The organism is Mucilaginibacter segetis, assembly GCF_016522075.1.
Taxonomy (GTDB): Bacteria; Bacteroidota; Bacteroidia; order Sphingobacteriales; family Sphingobacteriaceae; genus Mucilaginibacter; species Mucilaginibacter segetis.
The window spans coordinates 12,045-28,604 of sequence record NZ_JAEHFW010000001.1 but is presented as its reverse complement, the minus strand read 5'-3'; the positions used below and the strand labels follow the sequence as shown (position 1 = coordinate 28,604).

Sequence of the window (16,560 nt, the reverse complement as noted above, 5' to 3'; positions counted from 1 at the left end):
TCCTAAATTTCCCCTTTTTTACGCTGAACTAAAAAATCGCGCAATGCTGCATCCAGTGGTTGTGCAGTACTCAACATACGGTAAAAAATATGTTTACTTAGCAGATCTGATCTTATAGCGGCCAGGTATTGTTGTAACTTGTACTGATATGTGCTTTTTGTGCTTTGGGTATTTACCTGTATGGTTTCGCCGGTTTCCATGTCTTCCAGCGTGGCGTAACCTTTAAAATCCAGATCAAGTTCATTTTGCCCCATAAGGTGAAAAACGATCACCTCGTGCTTTAACGCCGACAGCGATGCAAGTAAAGCACTTATTTCGCCGTTTAACTGGTACATGTCCGTAATAAATATCAATAGCTCTTTACGGTCATTCCCCGCAAACAATTCTTTATAATGTACGGGTTTGGTAAATTTGCCGGAAGGATCGATCAGTTGCAAATGGTATAGCAGTCGCTGCAGGTGCTGCGGATCGGGTTTGGAGGGTAACGAAAACAAGTCACCATCCTTAAATACGTTAAGTGCCACTGAGTCACCTTGTGTATTGGCAAGGTATGCTAAAGAAGCTGCGAGAAAGCGTGCGTAATCTATTTTTTTTATACCATTATCATCGTGATTCATGGATGCGCTGGCATCCACTAAAAATCGTACAGATATACTGGTTTCTATCTCTGATTCACGAATATAATACCTGTCTGACCGCGCGTACATCCGCCAGTCTAACCATCGCAGATCATCTCCGGGTTGATAGCTACGGTACTGACTAAACTCCAGTCCGGGCCCTTTTACAGTGCTTTTATTAAAGCCATTCATAAAGCCGTCAATAACCGTTTTCGCCAGCAATGGCAAATCCTTAATGGTCATTAAAACTTTAGGATCAAGCAAGTTATTCTCCTTTATAATTTAACCCAGGGTAGTCGCTTATAAAGCTCCTTTACGCTCAATTACTTTAATCAATTCTGCGGTCACCATGTCTGAATTTATGTTTTCTGCCTCGGCTTTAAAGTTCATTAAAATACGATGCCTTAATACCGCAGGTGCCATAGCATGAATATCCTCCATCAAAACCGAATACCTACCTTTTAATAAAGCACGGGCTTTGGCGGTAAGTATTAAAGCCTGTCCGGCACGCGGCCCGGCACCCCAGCGTACCCATTCTTTTACATAAGCTACGCCGGTGGTATCAGGACGGGTAGCACGTATTAATTGACTTACATAGCGTGTAAGGTCTTCGTTTATGGTAACCTGCCGTACCAATTCCTGTGCCTGTATAATTTCTTCGGCTGTTATAACAGCGTTTATAGCTGCTTTTTTAACGCCTGTTGTCCGGTTCAATACTTCAAACTCCTCCTGTTCGGTAGGGTAGCTAATTTTTATCAGCAATAAAAAACGGTCGAGTTGTGCCTCGGGCAGGGGATAAGTGCCTGCCTGTTCGATGGGGTTTTGTGTGGCTAAAATAAAAAACGGTTTATCTAAAGGATAAGTTTGCCCCCCGTAGGTTACTTCAAACTCCTGCATCGCCTCCAGTAAAGCCGACTGTGTTTTGGGTGGCGTACGGTTTATTTCATCGGCCAGAATAATATTGGCGAATAAGGGCCCTTTGTTGAACTTAAAAAAACGCTTTCCTGTGGCATGATCCTCTTCCAGAATTTCAGTACCTATAATATCGGTGGGCATCAGGTCGGGTGTAAACTGAATGCGCCTGAAAGATAAGTGCAACGCCTGCGACATGGTTTTCACAATGAGCGTTTTGGCTAAACCGGGCACCCCTTCCAGCAAACAATGCCCGCCGGCTAAAAATGCAACCAGCAATTCATCGAGTATATGATCCTGACCAACAATAACTTTTTGTATCTCGGTTTTTAATGCCGGTAATTTGGCAAGCAGGGCCTTAATATCGTTTTCAGTAAGTTCCAATATTTTATAGTTTAATCCTTTTCACAATTAATTATCCGTTTAGCGATGGCGTTATAAATGATTTAAAACCATTTCACCTTAAAAACCGGACAAAGCCAGTAAAGCAACACAAGATATTATCCTTTTAACTAATTATCCTGCTTTTTTAACAAAATTTGAATAAAGTATCTAAAACTTTACAACCTGTCCAGGTTATTAATTAATGCTGCCGAAAATTTTATCTTAATTTTAGAGTTTTGTAAATAAATGGCACTCGGTTCTAAATTTACTTTTACACGGCTAAGTTACCACTCCGGCGATTGGGACACCGATCAGCGTATGCCTTCTAATTTACTTAATTCGCTGCTGGAATATACTACCATTCCGATTGATCCGCATGAAAAGGTTATACCCTTAAGCAGTGATGATATTTTTACCGCTCCCTTTTGTTACCTGAGCGGCCATAAACTTGTACAGTTTGACACTAAAGAAAAAGCCAACTTTAAAAAGTATGTGCAAAACGGCGGATTTGTATTTGCAGATGATTGCAATCATGATATTGACGGCCTTTTTGCTAAATCGTTCGAGGCGCAAATGACCGATATATTCGGCCCTCATGCTTTAAAAAAAATACCTAACAATCATAAAATATACCATTCCTTTTTTAGTTTTGACAAAGGCCCGCCGACTACCTCTTTTGAGTTGAACGGTTGGGGCGATGATCTGATACATGATTATCTTAAGGCTATTGAAATTAACGGACGCATAGGCGTATTATACAGCAGTAAAGATTACGGATGCGAGTGGGACTATGATTTCAGAAATAAACGCTTTTTAGCCGAAGACAATACTAAATTTGGCGTAAATATTATTGTATACGCCATGAACTCGTAAAGCACGATCAGGTCAGGCTTTTACCGTTGAAAAAACTACTAAATGATAAAGAATTACTACATACTGCGCAACAGTGAAAGAACCGGCCCCTTTACTTTTACGGAAATGATGCAGATGGATATAGATCTGGATACCCAATTGCAGCGGGAAAGTAATCAAAAATGGCAAAACGCCTCGGAACTCCCTGAGTTTAATTACTATTTTGAAGGAAAAGGCTTTTATTTCCCTACGGAAGATAACCTGGCGGGTTTTTGGTGGCGATTGCTGGCATATGCTATTGACAGCGTTATCCTTACCGTTGCTATCATGTTTTTTGCGTCGGATCTTTTTATGGAGATCTATAAAAACCAGCAGGCAAATGATACCTCTTATGATGCGCTTATTACCCGCTTAAAATTAAACTTCATACTTTTTCTTACCTCAATTATTTACAATGCTCTATTAGAGGCTACACCTATGCGGGGCAGTATTGGTAAAAGAATTTGCAAACTGGCCGTTGTTGATGCAGACGGTAAAAGATTAAGCCTGCCACGCGCATTTTTACGCAACGTTGGGAAAATATTGTCAAGTCTGGTATTTTGTGTAGGATATTTAAACATTCTTTGGGACGACCACCGGCAGGCATGGCATGATTATTTTGCCAAAACCTATGTGATTATCCGCAACAGGTAATTGTTTTTTATTCCAGCCGGTCTTTAATCACCAGAGTTTCGGCTATCATATCATGCAGGCATTGTTGCTTTTTATTAAAAAAAGCAAGGATATACCCTACAAATAAAGTTAATACTGTTAAAATTTTTGCAACATTTCTGCCCATCGCCCTCCCTACAGTAATCCGCTCACCATATATATCACAAACCCTTATCTTTAAAATTAGCTTGCCAATGGTGGCCTGCTTTACCGAACTTTCCATTACTATATGGTATACCAGCTTTGTTAGCGGGATAATTATAAGCAAGCTAAATGAGATAATAAGACGAATAAATTTGTCTTGGATAAATAGAATAGCAATAAATGCTACGAGTATGAATCCACCTGATACGATAAACCAATCGAGTGCCGAAGCCAGCAAGCGCTGGTCAAAACTGCCAAAATACTGAATAGGTACCGGTTGCCTGCTAAAACCAAAAAGTTGCCTCAGTTCGGCAACTTCATGTGCTTCTTTATAATCATCCATAGCAGGAGTTTTTATAAAGTCGCCGGGTTTAATACCCCTGGTTTTCAATTCCTCGATAGTAAAGGGCCCTTCGGGCTTTCCGTTTACTACAAGTATATATTGGGGGATACCAGATTGTTCTGAATCAAAACCGGGAGCTTGCATATATCAAAGTTAGTTAATCTTATAATTATACAAGTTCCCGGCGTTTGAACTTAGTATCGTGTTACGTTAAAATCAGATACACCACCTTTTAAGTGTATATAAAATTTCTGAGCGGCTGCGTCAAAATTCGGGGTTTCGTAAGTGTTGTCCCCTTTTTTATCAAAGTTATCGAAATCGTGTGATGATAAGCCGGATTGTGTAGTGATCTGGCAGGCTGCATTTTGAGGTATACGGATAGTAACTTCTGATACGCCTGTTGATACTTCAATATTAGTTGTGGCCAACGGCTGTCCCATTTTAACATCATAAGATGCCGCACCGCCGTTAATATTCAAGGTGCGTATCTTAAACGGACTAAGATCAAAATCAGTTTCGCTGGCACCGGTCTTAAGATTGATCTCCCATTCCGGAATAGCATTAAGTTTAAGATATGCAGTATTTGTTTTATCACTATCCCATTCAAAATGCCCGTTCTTTTTATTTCTCATCCTGAAATCTATCACCGGAGTAGTGCCATCCATAGTTTTAACAAACTCATACCGATTGATGAATTCTTTGGTATTGGCTTCAAATAGTTGGTTAGTGGTATCTGTTAGTTTAAAGGTTGAAGCTCCCCCGTTAATATTTAAACGGGCAAATGTTGTACCGGGGGTAAACGGCTCACTATATTTGCTTGACCCTTCTACTTTAACTATACCAAGGCTATCGCTATCATCGTCGTCATCATCATAGTCTCTGTTACTAAAATTCCAGTTGCCATGCCCATTATTCCAAAAAAAGTGATGGTTAGGGGCAAAAAACAATATACAGAATCCACCTATCACCACTGTTACTTTTATTATGGTAGCCCACGCAGTATTATTATTTGCCAATAGCAGGTTTACGCCTCCCATTATCAGAAATACAGGCCACAGATAAATAAGGTTACCCCAATGGAAATTGATCACATCAAAATTATCTAACAAAAACAGGGCACCTATACATACCAGTACAACACCCGGCATTATTTTATTGGTTTTCATAATTATATAGTTGTAGGATTATCGTTATTCTCGTCTTCTTCTTTTCCTTCCGCAATGTCCATTGAGGTTTTTTCATCAGAAGCTTTATCATTTACCGGGCTGCTATAGCCTGTACTGTTCCATCCATCTTTTTCCCAGGGTTGTTTTTTTTGTCCCGAAAATATAAGTACGCCGCCTAAAGCTACTAAAGCAAGCGGCCATAATTTTCCGTAATCCCAATCAGGTATAATATCCAGTTCGTCCAATAGAAATGAAGCTCCCAAAACAATTAATACTACGCCGAATATTAACCCCACGTTAGATGGCTTTTTAGCAGGCATTGGAGGGGTATGTGGAAAAGGTTGCTGAAAGGGTTGACCCGGTTGTTGGGGTGGCACGGTGTAGTCAACCCCGGGGCTATATTTAGGCGGATCAAACCGGTAATCGCGTTTCGGTAATACTATCCATAATACAATATATGGCAGTACACCAACACCTTTTACTAATAGTAATATTAAAAATAAAGCCCTTACTATGGCAACATCTACACTAAAGTAGTCGGCCAGGCCTGCACAAACACCACCTATTGCTTTTCGATGTTCGTCTCTATAAAGTTTCTTTTCCATGTTAATGTTTTTAGTGTTTAGTTAATTATAACTGGCCCGAAACTGGTTTAATAATCATTTGATCAACATTTGCACCTTCGCTCATATTATAAATATTTACTATGGCTGATGCTATATCTTCTGGCAAAACCATCTTGTTTTTATCTACCTCAACGTCTCGCCATGAATCTGTTAATGTTGACCCCGGGATTATTGCCGTAACCTTTACGCCACGTCCCTGCATCTCGAGTTTCATTACCTTATTAAGACCTAACAGGGCATATTTTGTTACACTGTACACCCCCGCCTCGGCTATAGGATCAAGGGCAGCAACTGAGCATATATTAAAGATATGCCCTTTACCGACAGATACCATGCGTTTACCGAAAAAACGGTATAGTTCATAGGCCGGCATCAGGTTAGTATCCATCTGTTTTTGAAAGGAATCGTCACTATCTTCCAGTATAAAAGCGGGCTTAAACATCCCTACATTATTTACAATAATGTCGACGAAACCCATGTTTTTCTCGGTGAATGAAGCGAATTTTATTACCTCATCGCGCTTACTGCAGTCGGCAACCAGGGTAATTACCATAATCTCAGGAGCCATTTTTTGGATCTCCCTTTTAAAATTGAATAAATCTTGCTCGTTGCGCGAACAAATTGCAAGGTTTATTCCTTGTTTAGCAAAAGCAATTGCAACAGCACGGCCCATGCCTTTTGTTGCTCCGGTTATAATGGCGTTTTTCATGATGTTATTTATTAAAAAATATGATCTGTCTGTTAATAGTTTGGCTGATCTTTATAAACAAGATATGTTATATTATTTTCAAGTTATCGGGTATCACTTAATTAATTGCGATACTAAATTAATTCAATTATAAGAGGCAGGCATAGCTTATCATTAAAAAACGTATTTTTAACCAATTTTAAATTAAAAGATGTTTTACAGTTTAGGGAAATATATACTTTTATTACGTTTAAGTTTCAAGAAACCCGAAAAATTCAGTGTTTACTGGAGCGAGGTAATGCGCGAGATGGTTTCCATTGGTATCGGCTCCCTGGGCATTATCAGCATCATATCGGTTTTTATAGGGGCAGTAGCCACTATTCAAACAGCTTTTCAGTTGGTAAGCGATTTTATCCCTAAAACGGTAGTAGGTGGTATTACCCGCGATTCAACTATTCTTGAGTTTAGTCCCACTATATCAGCCCTGGTATTGGCCGGCCGGGTTGGGTCAAGTATAGCTTCAGAAATAGGCACTATGCGCGTAACTGAACAAATTGACGCATTAGAAATTATGGGTGTGAACGCTCCGGGATACTTGATATCTCCCAAAATTATTGCCGGAGTAACTATGGTGCCTTTACTGGTCATTGTATCCGTGGTGTTAGGGTTAACAGGAGGTTATATCGCGGTATTCGCATCAAGTGATGTATCAACAGCGGATTACCTTACCGGCCTTAGCGATGGTTTTAACCCGGTTATTGTAACGGTTTGCGGTATTAAAGCAATAGTTTATGGTTTTGTTATTACTTCGATATGTGCTTATCAGGGATTTTATACCGAAGGTGGCTCACTTGAAGTTGGTCAATCTGCCACAAGAGGCGTGGTTTACAGCTGCGTAATGATATTATTTATGGACCTGATAATTTCACGTATGCTGCTATGATAGAAGTTAAAGATATTTACAAAACCTTTGGCGAAAACGAAGTTTTAAAAGGTATAAGCGCTAAATTTAAAGCAGGTAAAAATAACCTCATCATAGGTGGTTCGGGTTCCGGAAAAACTACTTTGTTAAAATGCATTGTGGGATTACATGAACCCACTAAAGGCCAGGTTTTTTTTGATGAACAGAATTTTACCGAAATGAATTTTACCGAAAGGGTTCCTATCCGTACAGAAATAGGAATGCTTTTTCAAAACTCCGCTCTTTTCGATTCTATGACAGTAGAAGAAAATCTGATGTTTCCGCTAAATCTTTTTACAGATAAGACCAAAGCCGAAAAATTGGAACGTGCTAATTTTTGTCTGGAAAGGGTAAATCTGGTAGGCTCAAATAAATTATATCCGGCTGAGCTTTCCGGGGGGATGAAAAAAAGGGTGGGTATTGCGCGTGCTATATCAATGCAACCAAAATACCTCTTTGTTGATGAACCAAACTCGGGTCTCGATCCTAAAACTTCTATTTTAATTGATGAGTTAATTAGCGATCTGACAGAAGAATATAAAATTACTACCGTTATTGTAACTCATGATATGAACTCGGTTATGGGAATAGGCGATCATATAATTTTTTTACATCAGGGAAAAAAATGGTGGGAAGGCTCTAATAAAGAAATTGCCCATACCGATAATGCCGAACTGAATGAGTTTGTATTTGCTAGTAAATTTATGCAGGCAGCAAAAGATAAAATATAGCTAAACTGCCAATCATACAAAGGGTAGTTTAACGTTGTTTGTTATATTTGCATCCCTAAACTGTAAATTTATATCGCCGGCCGTTAACCAACAATCATGATCCAACTGCTTACGCCAACTTACTGGAAAGATTACGAACTAATAGATTGCGGCGATTTTGAAAAGCTGGAACGCTTTGGTAATATTATACTTATACGACCGGAGCCACAGGCTGTATGGAGTAAAAACTTAAGTACTGCTGAATGGCAAAAATTACATCACATTAAATTTAAGGGGCGGTCGGCAACAGCAGGCGACTGGATAAAAAAGGACAGTAAAACTCCTGACCGCTGGCATGTAGAGTATACCAATAATGATATCAGCATAAAATTCAGATTGGCGCTGACCTCATTTAAACACCTGGGTATCTTCCCGGAACAGGCAGTTAACTGGGATTATATTTCTAACCATATTAAAGGTTTTAGTACGCCATCGCCCAAGGTTTTAAACCTGTTTGCATATACCGGCGGCGCATCATTAGCTGCCCGGGCCGCGGGTGCCGATATTACTCATGTTGACTCTATTAAACAAGTGGTTACCTGGGCTAATGAAAACCAGGAACTTTCGGGCTTAAAGGATATACGCTGGATGGTTGAAGATGCGCTGAAATTTGTTAAGCGCGAAGTAAAACGCGGTAAAAAATACAACGGTATTATACTGGATCCTCCGGCTTACGGTAATGGCCCTAACGGCGAAAAATGGAAGCTGGAAGATAACATTAACGAGATGATGAGCGATGTTATACAATTGCTTGACACCGAGGAACATTTCTTAATATTAAACACTTACTCGTTAGGATTTTCTTCCGTTATCATCGAAAATCTTATTAAAAACGCATATCCATCGGTGCAAAACCTGGAGATCGGAGAACTTTATTTACAGGCTACGGCTGGTTCTAAATTACCACTGGGTGTTTTTGGTAAATTTTATAAAAATAAAAAAAGATAATTCTGTCATTTCTATCTTTACAAGCATTATATTTAACCATAATACTAAATATTTAATACGCTGATAAAATATTTCAGCAGCAAATCCTACAATACCTCTACATTTATGAAATTAAAAAACACTGTTTTTTCTGTACTATTCTTATCATTTATTACTCTTTCCTTATCAAATTGCTCTTCAGATACTGACAGCAAGGCAGCGGATAAAAAAACTGACTCTGTTTCTGCAAAAACTGCTGATAACGAAAATGATGCAGATACGCTGAGCGTGGTAAAATCAAATTATCCGCCTATTGACAAAGCCTTGTATGATTCTTTAATGAAACGCATGGCTAACGGTGACACCAGCGGCAGATGGCCGGTAAAAAATGCTCCATATCCTAAGCCGGGTGCCATATTGCCTTTTAAACGTATTGTAGCCTTTTACGGAAATCTGTATTCAAAAAGAATGGGCATATTGGGCGAATTACCGCCAAACGAAATGCTGGCAAAGTTAAAAGGTGAAGTAAAAAACTGGGAAAAAGCAGACCCTAAAACACCCGTACAACCCGCTTTGCATTACATTGCCGTGGTAGCACAGGGCGATGGAGGTAAGGACGGTAAATATCGTTACCGCATGCCCGATAAGCAGATAGACAGTGTGTTAGTTTTAGCGAAAAAAGCGCACGCTATTGTGTTCTTAGATGTTCAGGTAGCATTAAGTACTATACAAACAGAACTGCCTCTTTTGGAAAAATATCTTAAAATGCCGCAGGTGCACTTTGGTATGGATCCGGAATTTTCCATGAAGGATGGCACTAAACCCGGCCGAAAAATTGGCACGTATGACGCTTCTGACATTAATTATGCTTCGAATTACTTAACCAATCTGGTAAAAAAATATAATCTGCCTCCAAAAATTTTAATTGTACACCGTTTTACCAATAAAATGGTTACTAACTATCAAAATATAAAATTGCATCCCGAAGTTCAGGTAGTAATGGATATGGACGGTTGGGGAGAACCGGATTTAAAGCTCGGCACTTACCGTAACTTTATTTATCCGCAGCCCGTTCAGTTTACCGGTTTTAAATTATTTTATAAAAACGACCTTAAAAAAGCGCCTCACCATATGCTTACCCCACAGGAGGTATTAAAATATAAACCGGCGCCAATATATATACAGTATCAATAATATTAAATTATCTACATAAGCCTTAGGTTGATATCGACCTGAGGCTTTTTTACTTTTGGGAGGTTTAATTTTTTTCAGACATGATAAAATGGGGTATTATAGGATGTGGTCGCATTGCTCATCGGTTTATGGAAGGGTTGAATGCGGTACCTGATGTTTGTTTAACTGCAGTATGGTCGCGCAGACCTGCAACTGTTAAAAAATTCACCGGCAGATATGGTGGCACTGCCTGTAATACTTTGGAAGAATTACTTGCAAGTAATGTAGATGTAGTTTATATAGCCACGCTTCCTGATAGCCATGCAGCATATAGCATAATTGCCCTGAATGCAGGCAAACATGTATTATGTGAAAAGCCGGCTACCCTTAACCTTGAAGAGCTGGAAAAGGTACTCGCTGTAGCCAAAAAAAACCGGCTTTTATTTATGGAAGGTATGAAACCTCCATTTTATCCTTTATATAATAAGTTGCATCAACACATTCTGGATGACCCTATCGGGTCTGTAGGATATGTAAGGGCCGGATCATCTGTAGCCGATATTAGTCATGACCATCCGAATTACAGTTATAAACTTGCCGGTGGTAGTTTAATGGGAATTGGTATATATGAGGCGTTTTTAGCTATTGATTGGCTTGGCTGCACACACGAGGTACAAGCGATGGGGCGCTTTGGTGATACTGGTATTGATATGTTCAGCATATTCCAGACCAGCCACGAAAATGGTTATGCACAACTATACTGCGGCCTTGATCTGCACGGCAAAGGCGATGCCCTGATATGCGGTACGTTGGGCCATATTACTATTCATAAAAATTGGTGGAACCCCGCCAAAGCAACCATTAATTATCTTGATGGCCATATAGTTGAACTGGACGAACCTTTTACAGCCGGTGGGTTAAATTATGAGATAACTCATTTTTGTGAATTAATAAGAACCGGGCAAACCGAGAGCAATATAGTAAGTCATGAAATGTCAAAACAAATGATAGCGATGATAGATGAAGCCCGTAAAATAATAGGATTAAAATTTACTGGCGAATAGTCCAAAAATAAAGAGAGGCACTTATTAGCGCCTCTCTTAGTTTAATGTATGCCTTTAAATATCCGGCTCCAGCGTATCTTATGCAGGAAGGAGGCATTCTCATCCCAGCTCATCCAGATAAACAGTGCCTTACCTACAATATGATCTTCGGGAACAAAACCCCAGTATCTGGAATCTGCCGAATCATGGCGGTTATCTCCCATCATCCAGTAATAATTCATTTTAAAGGTATAACTGTCTGCTTTTTTATCGTTGATAAATACCTCGCCGTTTTTAATTTCCAGTTTGTTATGTTCATACACCTCAATGGCTCTGCCATAAAGTGGCATAGTAATGCTGTCTAATTTAACTGTCCATCCTTTCTTGGGGATGATGATGGGGCCATAGTTATCTACATTCCAATCAAAATTCTTGTTTTTGGGGTCGAGTTTGTATTTAGGATAAGCCGCCGGGAAAACCGGGTTAAACGGATCTGCGATGCCGCGATGCTTAATATTAGGCGTTACCATTTTAACATTGGAATAGCTTCTTAATTTAGCTGCTGCTTCCTTGGTCATGGTAGGATATGGTGTATTATCGTAGTTAGTTACATGCAAATCCTCCATAATTTGAGGATTTACATCCATACCATTAGTTACTACACTATAATCGGTTTGCTCTCCGGGCGGGTTAGGCGCGGCTTTTCCATTTACATAAACCTGTGCGGCAACCAAGCTTAAAGTATCGCCGGGTGTACCCTGGCAGCGTTTAATATAATTTTCGCGCTTATCAACCGGGCGGTAATAAGGCGAGTCGGCATCCATCGGATAGTTAAATACTACCACATCGCCTTTTTTAACCTCGCTTAATCCGGGTAAACGGTAATAAGGCAATTGTATACCATCCCAATAAGCTTTAGTACCTAATATGGGCATTGTATGATGAGCAAAAGGGAAAGCTATGGGAGTTATCGGTGTACGAGCTCCGTAATTTACTTTACTTACAAATAAAAAATCGCCCACTAACAGCGAGCGTTCCATTGATGGGGTAGGAATGGTATACGCCTCAATAAAAAGTGTACGTATAAGAGTAGCGGCTATTACAGCAAAAAGTATGGCATCAACCCACTCGCGGGTAGGGCTTTTTTTCTTTTTATTTTTTGCTTTGTTCTTATTCCAGAATTTCCAGTTCATTATTTAAATATTGGGCAGTAAATTAATTACTATTTATTAAAATTAAACATATCCTCTACAGAATAAAATCCCTTCTTATCCTGTATCCACTCCGCAGCCAGCACGGCACCCAAAGCAAAGCCGTTACGGTTATGAGCCGTATGCTTAAACTCAATAGTATCCACTTCGGAGTCGTAAATAACCGTATGCGCTCCGGGCACACTATCAATTCGGTGCGATTCTATCAGTAACTGATCGGCTTTAATATTATTATCATCGGTAGAGTTATCAGAAACTAAAATATTTTTCCAGCCGGTTTTGCTATCAATGTTTTCAATTATACCATCGGCTATGGTTATAGCGGTTCCGCTGGGTGAATCCAGTTTTTGGGTATGATGTATCTCCTCCACCTGTACATCATAATATGGGTAATTATTCATCAAACGAGCCAGCATGCGGTTCACGTAAAAAAATATATTTACTCCTACACTAAAGTTGGTGCCATAAATCAGCGAATTGTTGGTGAGTTCACACTCCTGCCGTACCTGCGCTAATTCATGATGCCAGCCCGTGGTACCTACAACTAACGGAACACCCGCTTTAAAACAATTTTCAATATTACTTAAAACAGTGTAAGGTGTGCTGAATTCAATAGCTACATCAGCCTGTTGTAAATTTTCTGTGGTAAGCTCGTGAATATTGTCCTTATCAATCTTCAATACAATTTCGTGTTTACGGTCAAGGGCAATTCTTTCAATAATTTTACCCATTTTTCCGTAACCTAATAATGCGATCTTCATCGGTGTTTATGCTAAGCGGTAATTATTTAAGCGTAAAGGTAATTTTTATCCCCGGAATATAAGTATTGTTAAAATTTGCCGCATATAAAGGTTGCCCGATAAGCCCGGGAGTGACCTTTATAGACAGATCGCTATCTACTGTGTAAGAGCTAATAAACTTGGCCTGTATGTATGCATCTACCGTTTGTATGCCCCAAAAGCCCAATACTCCAAGTATACTCAGATCGCGGTTACGAAGAAACCCATCTGACGCGTTAGCAAGGGTTTGAAAATCATTATTGACAGCATACCGATCGTAGTCTGTTTTATATTTTTGGTACTCCGCATAATAGGCATCAGATGGTTTTTGGGGTATTTCCCCGGTCTGTTTTATCCGTGCCAAAGCTAAAAACTCTTTATAATTTGTTTGATTATACACAATAGCCGCACCTAACAGCGCCAAAGTGCCGTAAATTATTGGAACCTTCCAGATTTGATGATTGTAAACCTGCCCCCAACCTGGGATAATTAACGATCGCTTAACGGCTAAACTGGGTATATGCGTACTATCAGGATGGTACACTTTTTCTTTTTTTATTTTAGGCGCAAAGGAGTTACGGCCAACCGTGTCGGGTTTTAAAGGTGGGGTGCCCGTTTTAGTTGCAGCCGTAGTATCAGGGTTTTGCGCAACCGCAAAAACGGTAACACTTAACAAAAGCACTAAAACTACGAGTTGTTTAAGCATGTTTTTTACCAATCCAGCATTTCAAGTATCCGGCCCAGATCATCCTCTGATAAAAACGGTATTTCTATTGATCCATTGCCTTGGGTATTAACTTTAAGCTTAACCCTGCTGCTAAACTTGGATGTAAGGTCGTCCTGTATCTTTTGCAGCTGAAATGAAAGCGGCTCTGGTTGCTTGCCTTCTTTTTTATTAGGCGCACGTTGTATATCGCGCACCATTTCTTCTACCTTCCTAACCGAAAGGCCCTGCTTAACAATTTGCTGATGGATATATATTTGTGTGGTGGAATCATCTACGGCCAATAATGCTTTAGCATGCCCCATGCTTATTTCACCATCACGCAGGGATGCCTGTATGGTGGGGGGCAACTTTAGCAGTCGTAAATAATTAGTAACTGTTGATCTGTTTTTGCTCACCCTGTCGCCCAATTCTTCCTGCTTAAGGCTGCACTCATCAATCATCCGCTGAAAACTAAGCGCCACTTCTATGGCGTTCAAATTTTCGCGCTGAATATTCTCTATAAGCGCCATCTCCAGCATTTGCTGGTCGTTGGCTGTACGTACATACGCAGGTATCTGCTTTAAGCCGGCAATTTTACAGGCGCGCAGTCTGCGCTCTCCTGATATAAGCTGATAGCTGCGCGGACTGGTGCGCCTTACGGTTATTGGCTGTATAAGCCCCTGTAATTTTATAGAAGCACTAAGATCGGCCAGGGCCTGTGCGTCAAATTCAGTACGCGGCTGAAAAGGGTTAACTTCTATCTCACTTATTTTTATCTCATTTACCGAACCCAGACTGTCTGTTTCAGAAACAGAAGCATTATTGCTTTTATTCGGATTTACGCTTACAGAATCATTTAACAGGGCGCTTAAACCCTTCCCCAGGGCATTTCTTTTTTCTGAACTCATATTTGTTAAACTGTTTCTGTACTGGCTAAAGCTTCATCTTTCACCAGGCCATTATTGCGTATAATTTCGCGGGCAAGGTTAAGGTAATTTACTGCCCCCTTGCAATTGGCATCGTGCATAATTACTGATATCCCAAAACTCGGCGCTTCGCTTAATCTTGTATTACGTTGTATAATGGTATCAAAAACCATATCCTCAAAATGTGTTTTCACCTCATCAACCACCTGGTTTGATAACCGTAACCGCACATCATACATGGTTAAAAGTATACCTTCAATTTCCAGATGTGTATTTAAGCGCGTTTGAACAATTTTTATGGTATTTAATAACTTACCCAACCCTTCCAGCGCAAAATATTCGCACTGCACGGGTATGATCACCGAGTCGGCAGCGGTAAGCGCATTAATGGTGATTAATCCTAAGGATGGAGAGCAATCAATAATTATAAAATCATAATCATTACGTACGCTATCTAAAACCGCTTTCATTTTATACTCGCGGCTATCCAGATTGATCATCTCTATCTCGGCACCAACCAGATCAATATGTGCGGGTAAAAGGTCTAAATTAGGTGTTTCAGTTTTTTGGATCGCGTCGCGCGCATCAACACCGTTTATAATACATTCGTATATGCTGTTTTTAATATTGCGCGGATCAAACCCTATACCTGAAGTAGAATTAGCTTGTGGATCAGCATCAACCAATAAGGTTTTATACTCCAATACCGCTAAGCTCGCTGCCAGATTTATAGATGATGTGGTTTTCCCTACGCCGCCCTTTTGGTTGGCTAAAGCAATAATTTTACTCATTATATATCTTTAAAAAAATTTATAATCGCGTTTTATTTGAACGAAAAACCAATACAGAAATTTTTATGTTTGTAAAAGTTTTTATTCGCGCTAAGATACGGATTTAAACAATTCAGAAATCCACACGTTTTGCTAACTTACAAACAATTGCGGTATTTATTTACGGAGTAGCCGATTGATTAATCTGTTATTTAAACAACAGGCAGCCCCTATCAAACAATTGTTCTCTGCAGATAATGTGTATCTGCAGAACGCCAACCGCTTTTGTTCATTTCAATTATTAATGCATGGTCACTATAATATCTTCAACCAATCGCCCTGATAGTTCAACTTCAAAATTAGCCGCATTTTATAAAAAAAAATTAGCGGAAAAAGGCGTTGATTCACAGATCCTCCACCTCACGCAATTGCCGACAAATTTAATTGAAAGCGACCTGTACGGAAAAAGAAGTGCGGAATTTGAAAATATACAGCAGATAGTTACCGCAACGGATAAATTTATATTTGTAATACCTGAATATAATGGAAGTTTTCCCGGTGTGCTAAAGGTATTTATGGATGCCTGTAGTTTTCCCGAAAGCTTTTACGAAAAAAAGGCCGCGCTAGTAGGTTTATCATCCGGCAAATATGGCAACATAAGAGGCCTCGATCATTTTACCGGAATTTGCAACTATATGCACCTGCACGTTATGCCGCTTAAAATACATATTGGAGCAATTAATAAAGAATTGGATAAAAATGGAAACTTGTTTGAAAAAGACACCCTCCGTTTTACTGAGGAGCAGATCGAAAAATTCATCAATTTTTAAATGCGATTTTTTTTAATATAT

At 39.6% G+C, this 16,560-nt stretch carries 19 protein-coding genes; 8 read left to right on the top strand and 11 right to left on the bottom strand.

Annotated features, from left to right (window positions below; translation table 11 throughout):
* Positions 1-2 precede the first annotated feature (2 nt).
* Positions 3-881, bottom strand: coding sequence for a DUF58 domain-containing protein (locus tag I5M19_RS00130; protein ID WP_235985727.1), 879 nt, complete (start codon positions 879-881; stop codon positions 3-5).
* 36 nt (positions 882-917) lie between these two features.
* Positions 918-1,913: an AAA family ATPase gene (locus tag I5M19_RS00125; RefSeq protein WP_200062843.1), complete on the bottom strand. Its 996-nt coding sequence runs from the start codon at positions 1,911-1,913 to the stop codon at positions 918-920.
* Positions 1,914-2,159: 246 nt separating this feature from the next.
* Here I5M19_RS00125 and I5M19_RS00120 point away from each other — a divergent pair, with 246 nt between their 5' ends.
* Entirely contained in the window at positions 2,160-2,786 is a 627-nt protein-coding gene (locus tag I5M19_RS00120) for a DUF4159 domain-containing protein (protein WP_200062841.1), read from the top strand.
* A gap of 42 nt (positions 2,787-2,828) precedes the next feature.
* Positions 2,829-3,458: an RDD family protein gene (locus tag I5M19_RS00115; protein WP_200062838.1), complete on the top strand. Its 630-nt coding sequence runs from the start codon at positions 2,829-2,831 to the stop codon at positions 3,456-3,458.
* A 7-nt stretch (positions 3,459-3,465) separates the two neighbouring features.
* On the opposite strand, the gene I5M19_RS00110 is transcribed toward I5M19_RS00115, so the two are convergent.
* Genes I5M19_RS00110 through I5M19_RS00095 form a run of 4 tightly spaced genes read right to left on the bottom strand, consistent with a single transcriptional unit; the run spans position 3,466 to position 6,464 of the window.
* Positions 3,466-4,107 (bottom strand): RDD family protein, encoded by a 642-nt coding sequence (locus I5M19_RS00110; protein WP_200062835.1) that lies wholly within the window; start codon positions 4,105-4,107, stop codon positions 3,466-3,468.
* Positions 4,108-4,157: 50 nt separating this feature from the next.
* Positions 4,158-5,129: a LiaI-LiaF-like domain-containing protein gene (locus tag I5M19_RS00105; RefSeq protein ID WP_200062831.1), complete on the bottom strand. Its 972-nt coding sequence runs from the start codon at positions 5,127-5,129 to the stop codon at positions 4,158-4,160.
* Between the two features lie 2 nt (positions 5,130-5,131).
* The gene (locus tag I5M19_RS00100; protein WP_200062829.1) at positions 5,132-5,734 is read right to left on the bottom strand and encodes a PspC domain-containing protein; all 603 of its coding nucleotides are present in this window, start codon (positions 5,732-5,734) and stop codon (positions 5,132-5,134) included.
* Positions 5,735-5,759: 25 nt separating this feature from the next.
* Entirely contained in the window at positions 5,760-6,464 is a 705-nt protein-coding gene (locus tag I5M19_RS00095) for an SDR family oxidoreductase (protein WP_200062827.1), read from the bottom strand.
* 190 nt (positions 6,465-6,654) lie between these two features.
* Here I5M19_RS00095 and I5M19_RS00090 point away from each other — a divergent pair, with 190 nt between their 5' ends.
* The 5 genes from I5M19_RS00090 to I5M19_RS00070 all read left to right on the top strand — a co-directional run bounded on the left by I5M19_RS00090 (position 6,655) and on the right by I5M19_RS00070 (position 11,338).
* Positions 6,655-7,386, top strand: coding sequence for an MlaE family ABC transporter permease (locus tag I5M19_RS00090; protein WP_200062824.1), 732 nt, complete (start codon positions 6,655-6,657; stop codon positions 7,384-7,386).
* Complete coding sequence (locus tag I5M19_RS00085; protein ID WP_200062821.1) at positions 7,383-8,135, top strand: ABC transporter ATP-binding protein; 753 nt, start codon at positions 7,383-7,385, stop codon at positions 8,133-8,135. Before I5M19_RS00090 ends, I5M19_RS00085 begins: the two co-directional genes overlap by 4 nt.
* Positions 8,136-8,231: 96 nt before the next feature.
* Complete coding sequence (locus I5M19_RS00080) at positions 8,232-9,122, top strand: class I SAM-dependent methyltransferase (protein ID WP_200062818.1); 891 nt, start codon at positions 8,232-8,234, stop codon at positions 9,120-9,122.
* A gap of 105 nt (positions 9,123-9,227) precedes the next feature.
* Positions 9,228-10,295, top strand: coding sequence for a hypothetical protein (locus tag I5M19_RS00075; protein WP_200062816.1), 1,068 nt, complete (start codon positions 9,228-9,230; stop codon positions 10,293-10,295).
* A gap of 80 nt (positions 10,296-10,375) precedes the next feature.
* Positions 10,376-11,338, top strand: coding sequence for a Gfo/Idh/MocA family protein (locus I5M19_RS00070; RefSeq protein ID WP_200062813.1), 963 nt, complete (start codon positions 10,376-10,378; stop codon positions 11,336-11,338).
* 41 nt (positions 11,339-11,379) lie between these two features.
* Here I5M19_RS00070 and lepB read toward each other — a convergent pair whose 3' ends face one another.
* The 5 genes from lepB to I5M19_RS00045 are packed head-to-tail and all read right to left on the bottom strand — an operon-like array spanning position 11,380 to position 15,730.
* Positions 11,380-12,510, bottom strand: coding sequence for a signal peptidase I (gene lepB / locus I5M19_RS00065; protein ID WP_200062810.1), 1,131 nt, complete (start codon positions 12,508-12,510; stop codon positions 11,380-11,382).
* Between the two features lie 29 nt (positions 12,511-12,539).
* On the bottom strand, positions 12,540-13,289 hold the full coding sequence (dapB, locus tag I5M19_RS00060; protein WP_200062807.1) for a 4-hydroxy-tetrahydrodipicolinate reductase: 750 nt from the start codon (positions 13,287-13,289) through the stop codon (positions 12,540-12,542).
* A 22-nt stretch (positions 13,290-13,311) separates the two neighbouring features.
* The gene (locus tag I5M19_RS00055) at positions 13,312-14,013 is read right to left on the bottom strand and encodes a DUF5683 domain-containing protein (protein WP_200062805.1); all 702 of its coding nucleotides are present in this window, start codon (positions 14,011-14,013) and stop codon (positions 13,312-13,314) included.
* Positions 14,014-14,018: 5 nt separating this feature from the next.
* A complete protein-coding gene (locus tag I5M19_RS00050; RefSeq protein WP_200062803.1) occupies positions 14,019-14,921 on the bottom strand; it encodes a ParB/RepB/Spo0J family partition protein in 903 nt (300 codons plus the stop codon).
* Between the two features lie 5 nt (positions 14,922-14,926).
* On the bottom strand, positions 14,927-15,730 hold the full coding sequence (locus I5M19_RS00045) for a ParA family protein (protein ID WP_200062802.1): 804 nt from the start codon (positions 15,728-15,730) through the stop codon (positions 14,927-14,929).
* A gap of 287 nt (positions 15,731-16,017) precedes the next feature.
* Here I5M19_RS00045 and I5M19_RS00040 point away from each other — a divergent pair, with 287 nt between their 5' ends.
* Positions 16,018-16,539 carry an NADPH-dependent FMN reductase gene (locus I5M19_RS00040; RefSeq protein WP_200062800.1) on the top strand — a complete coding sequence of 174 codons (522 nt, stop codon included), beginning with the start codon at positions 16,018-16,020 and terminating at the stop codon, positions 16,537-16,539.
* Positions 16,540-16,560 lie beyond the last annotated feature (21 nt).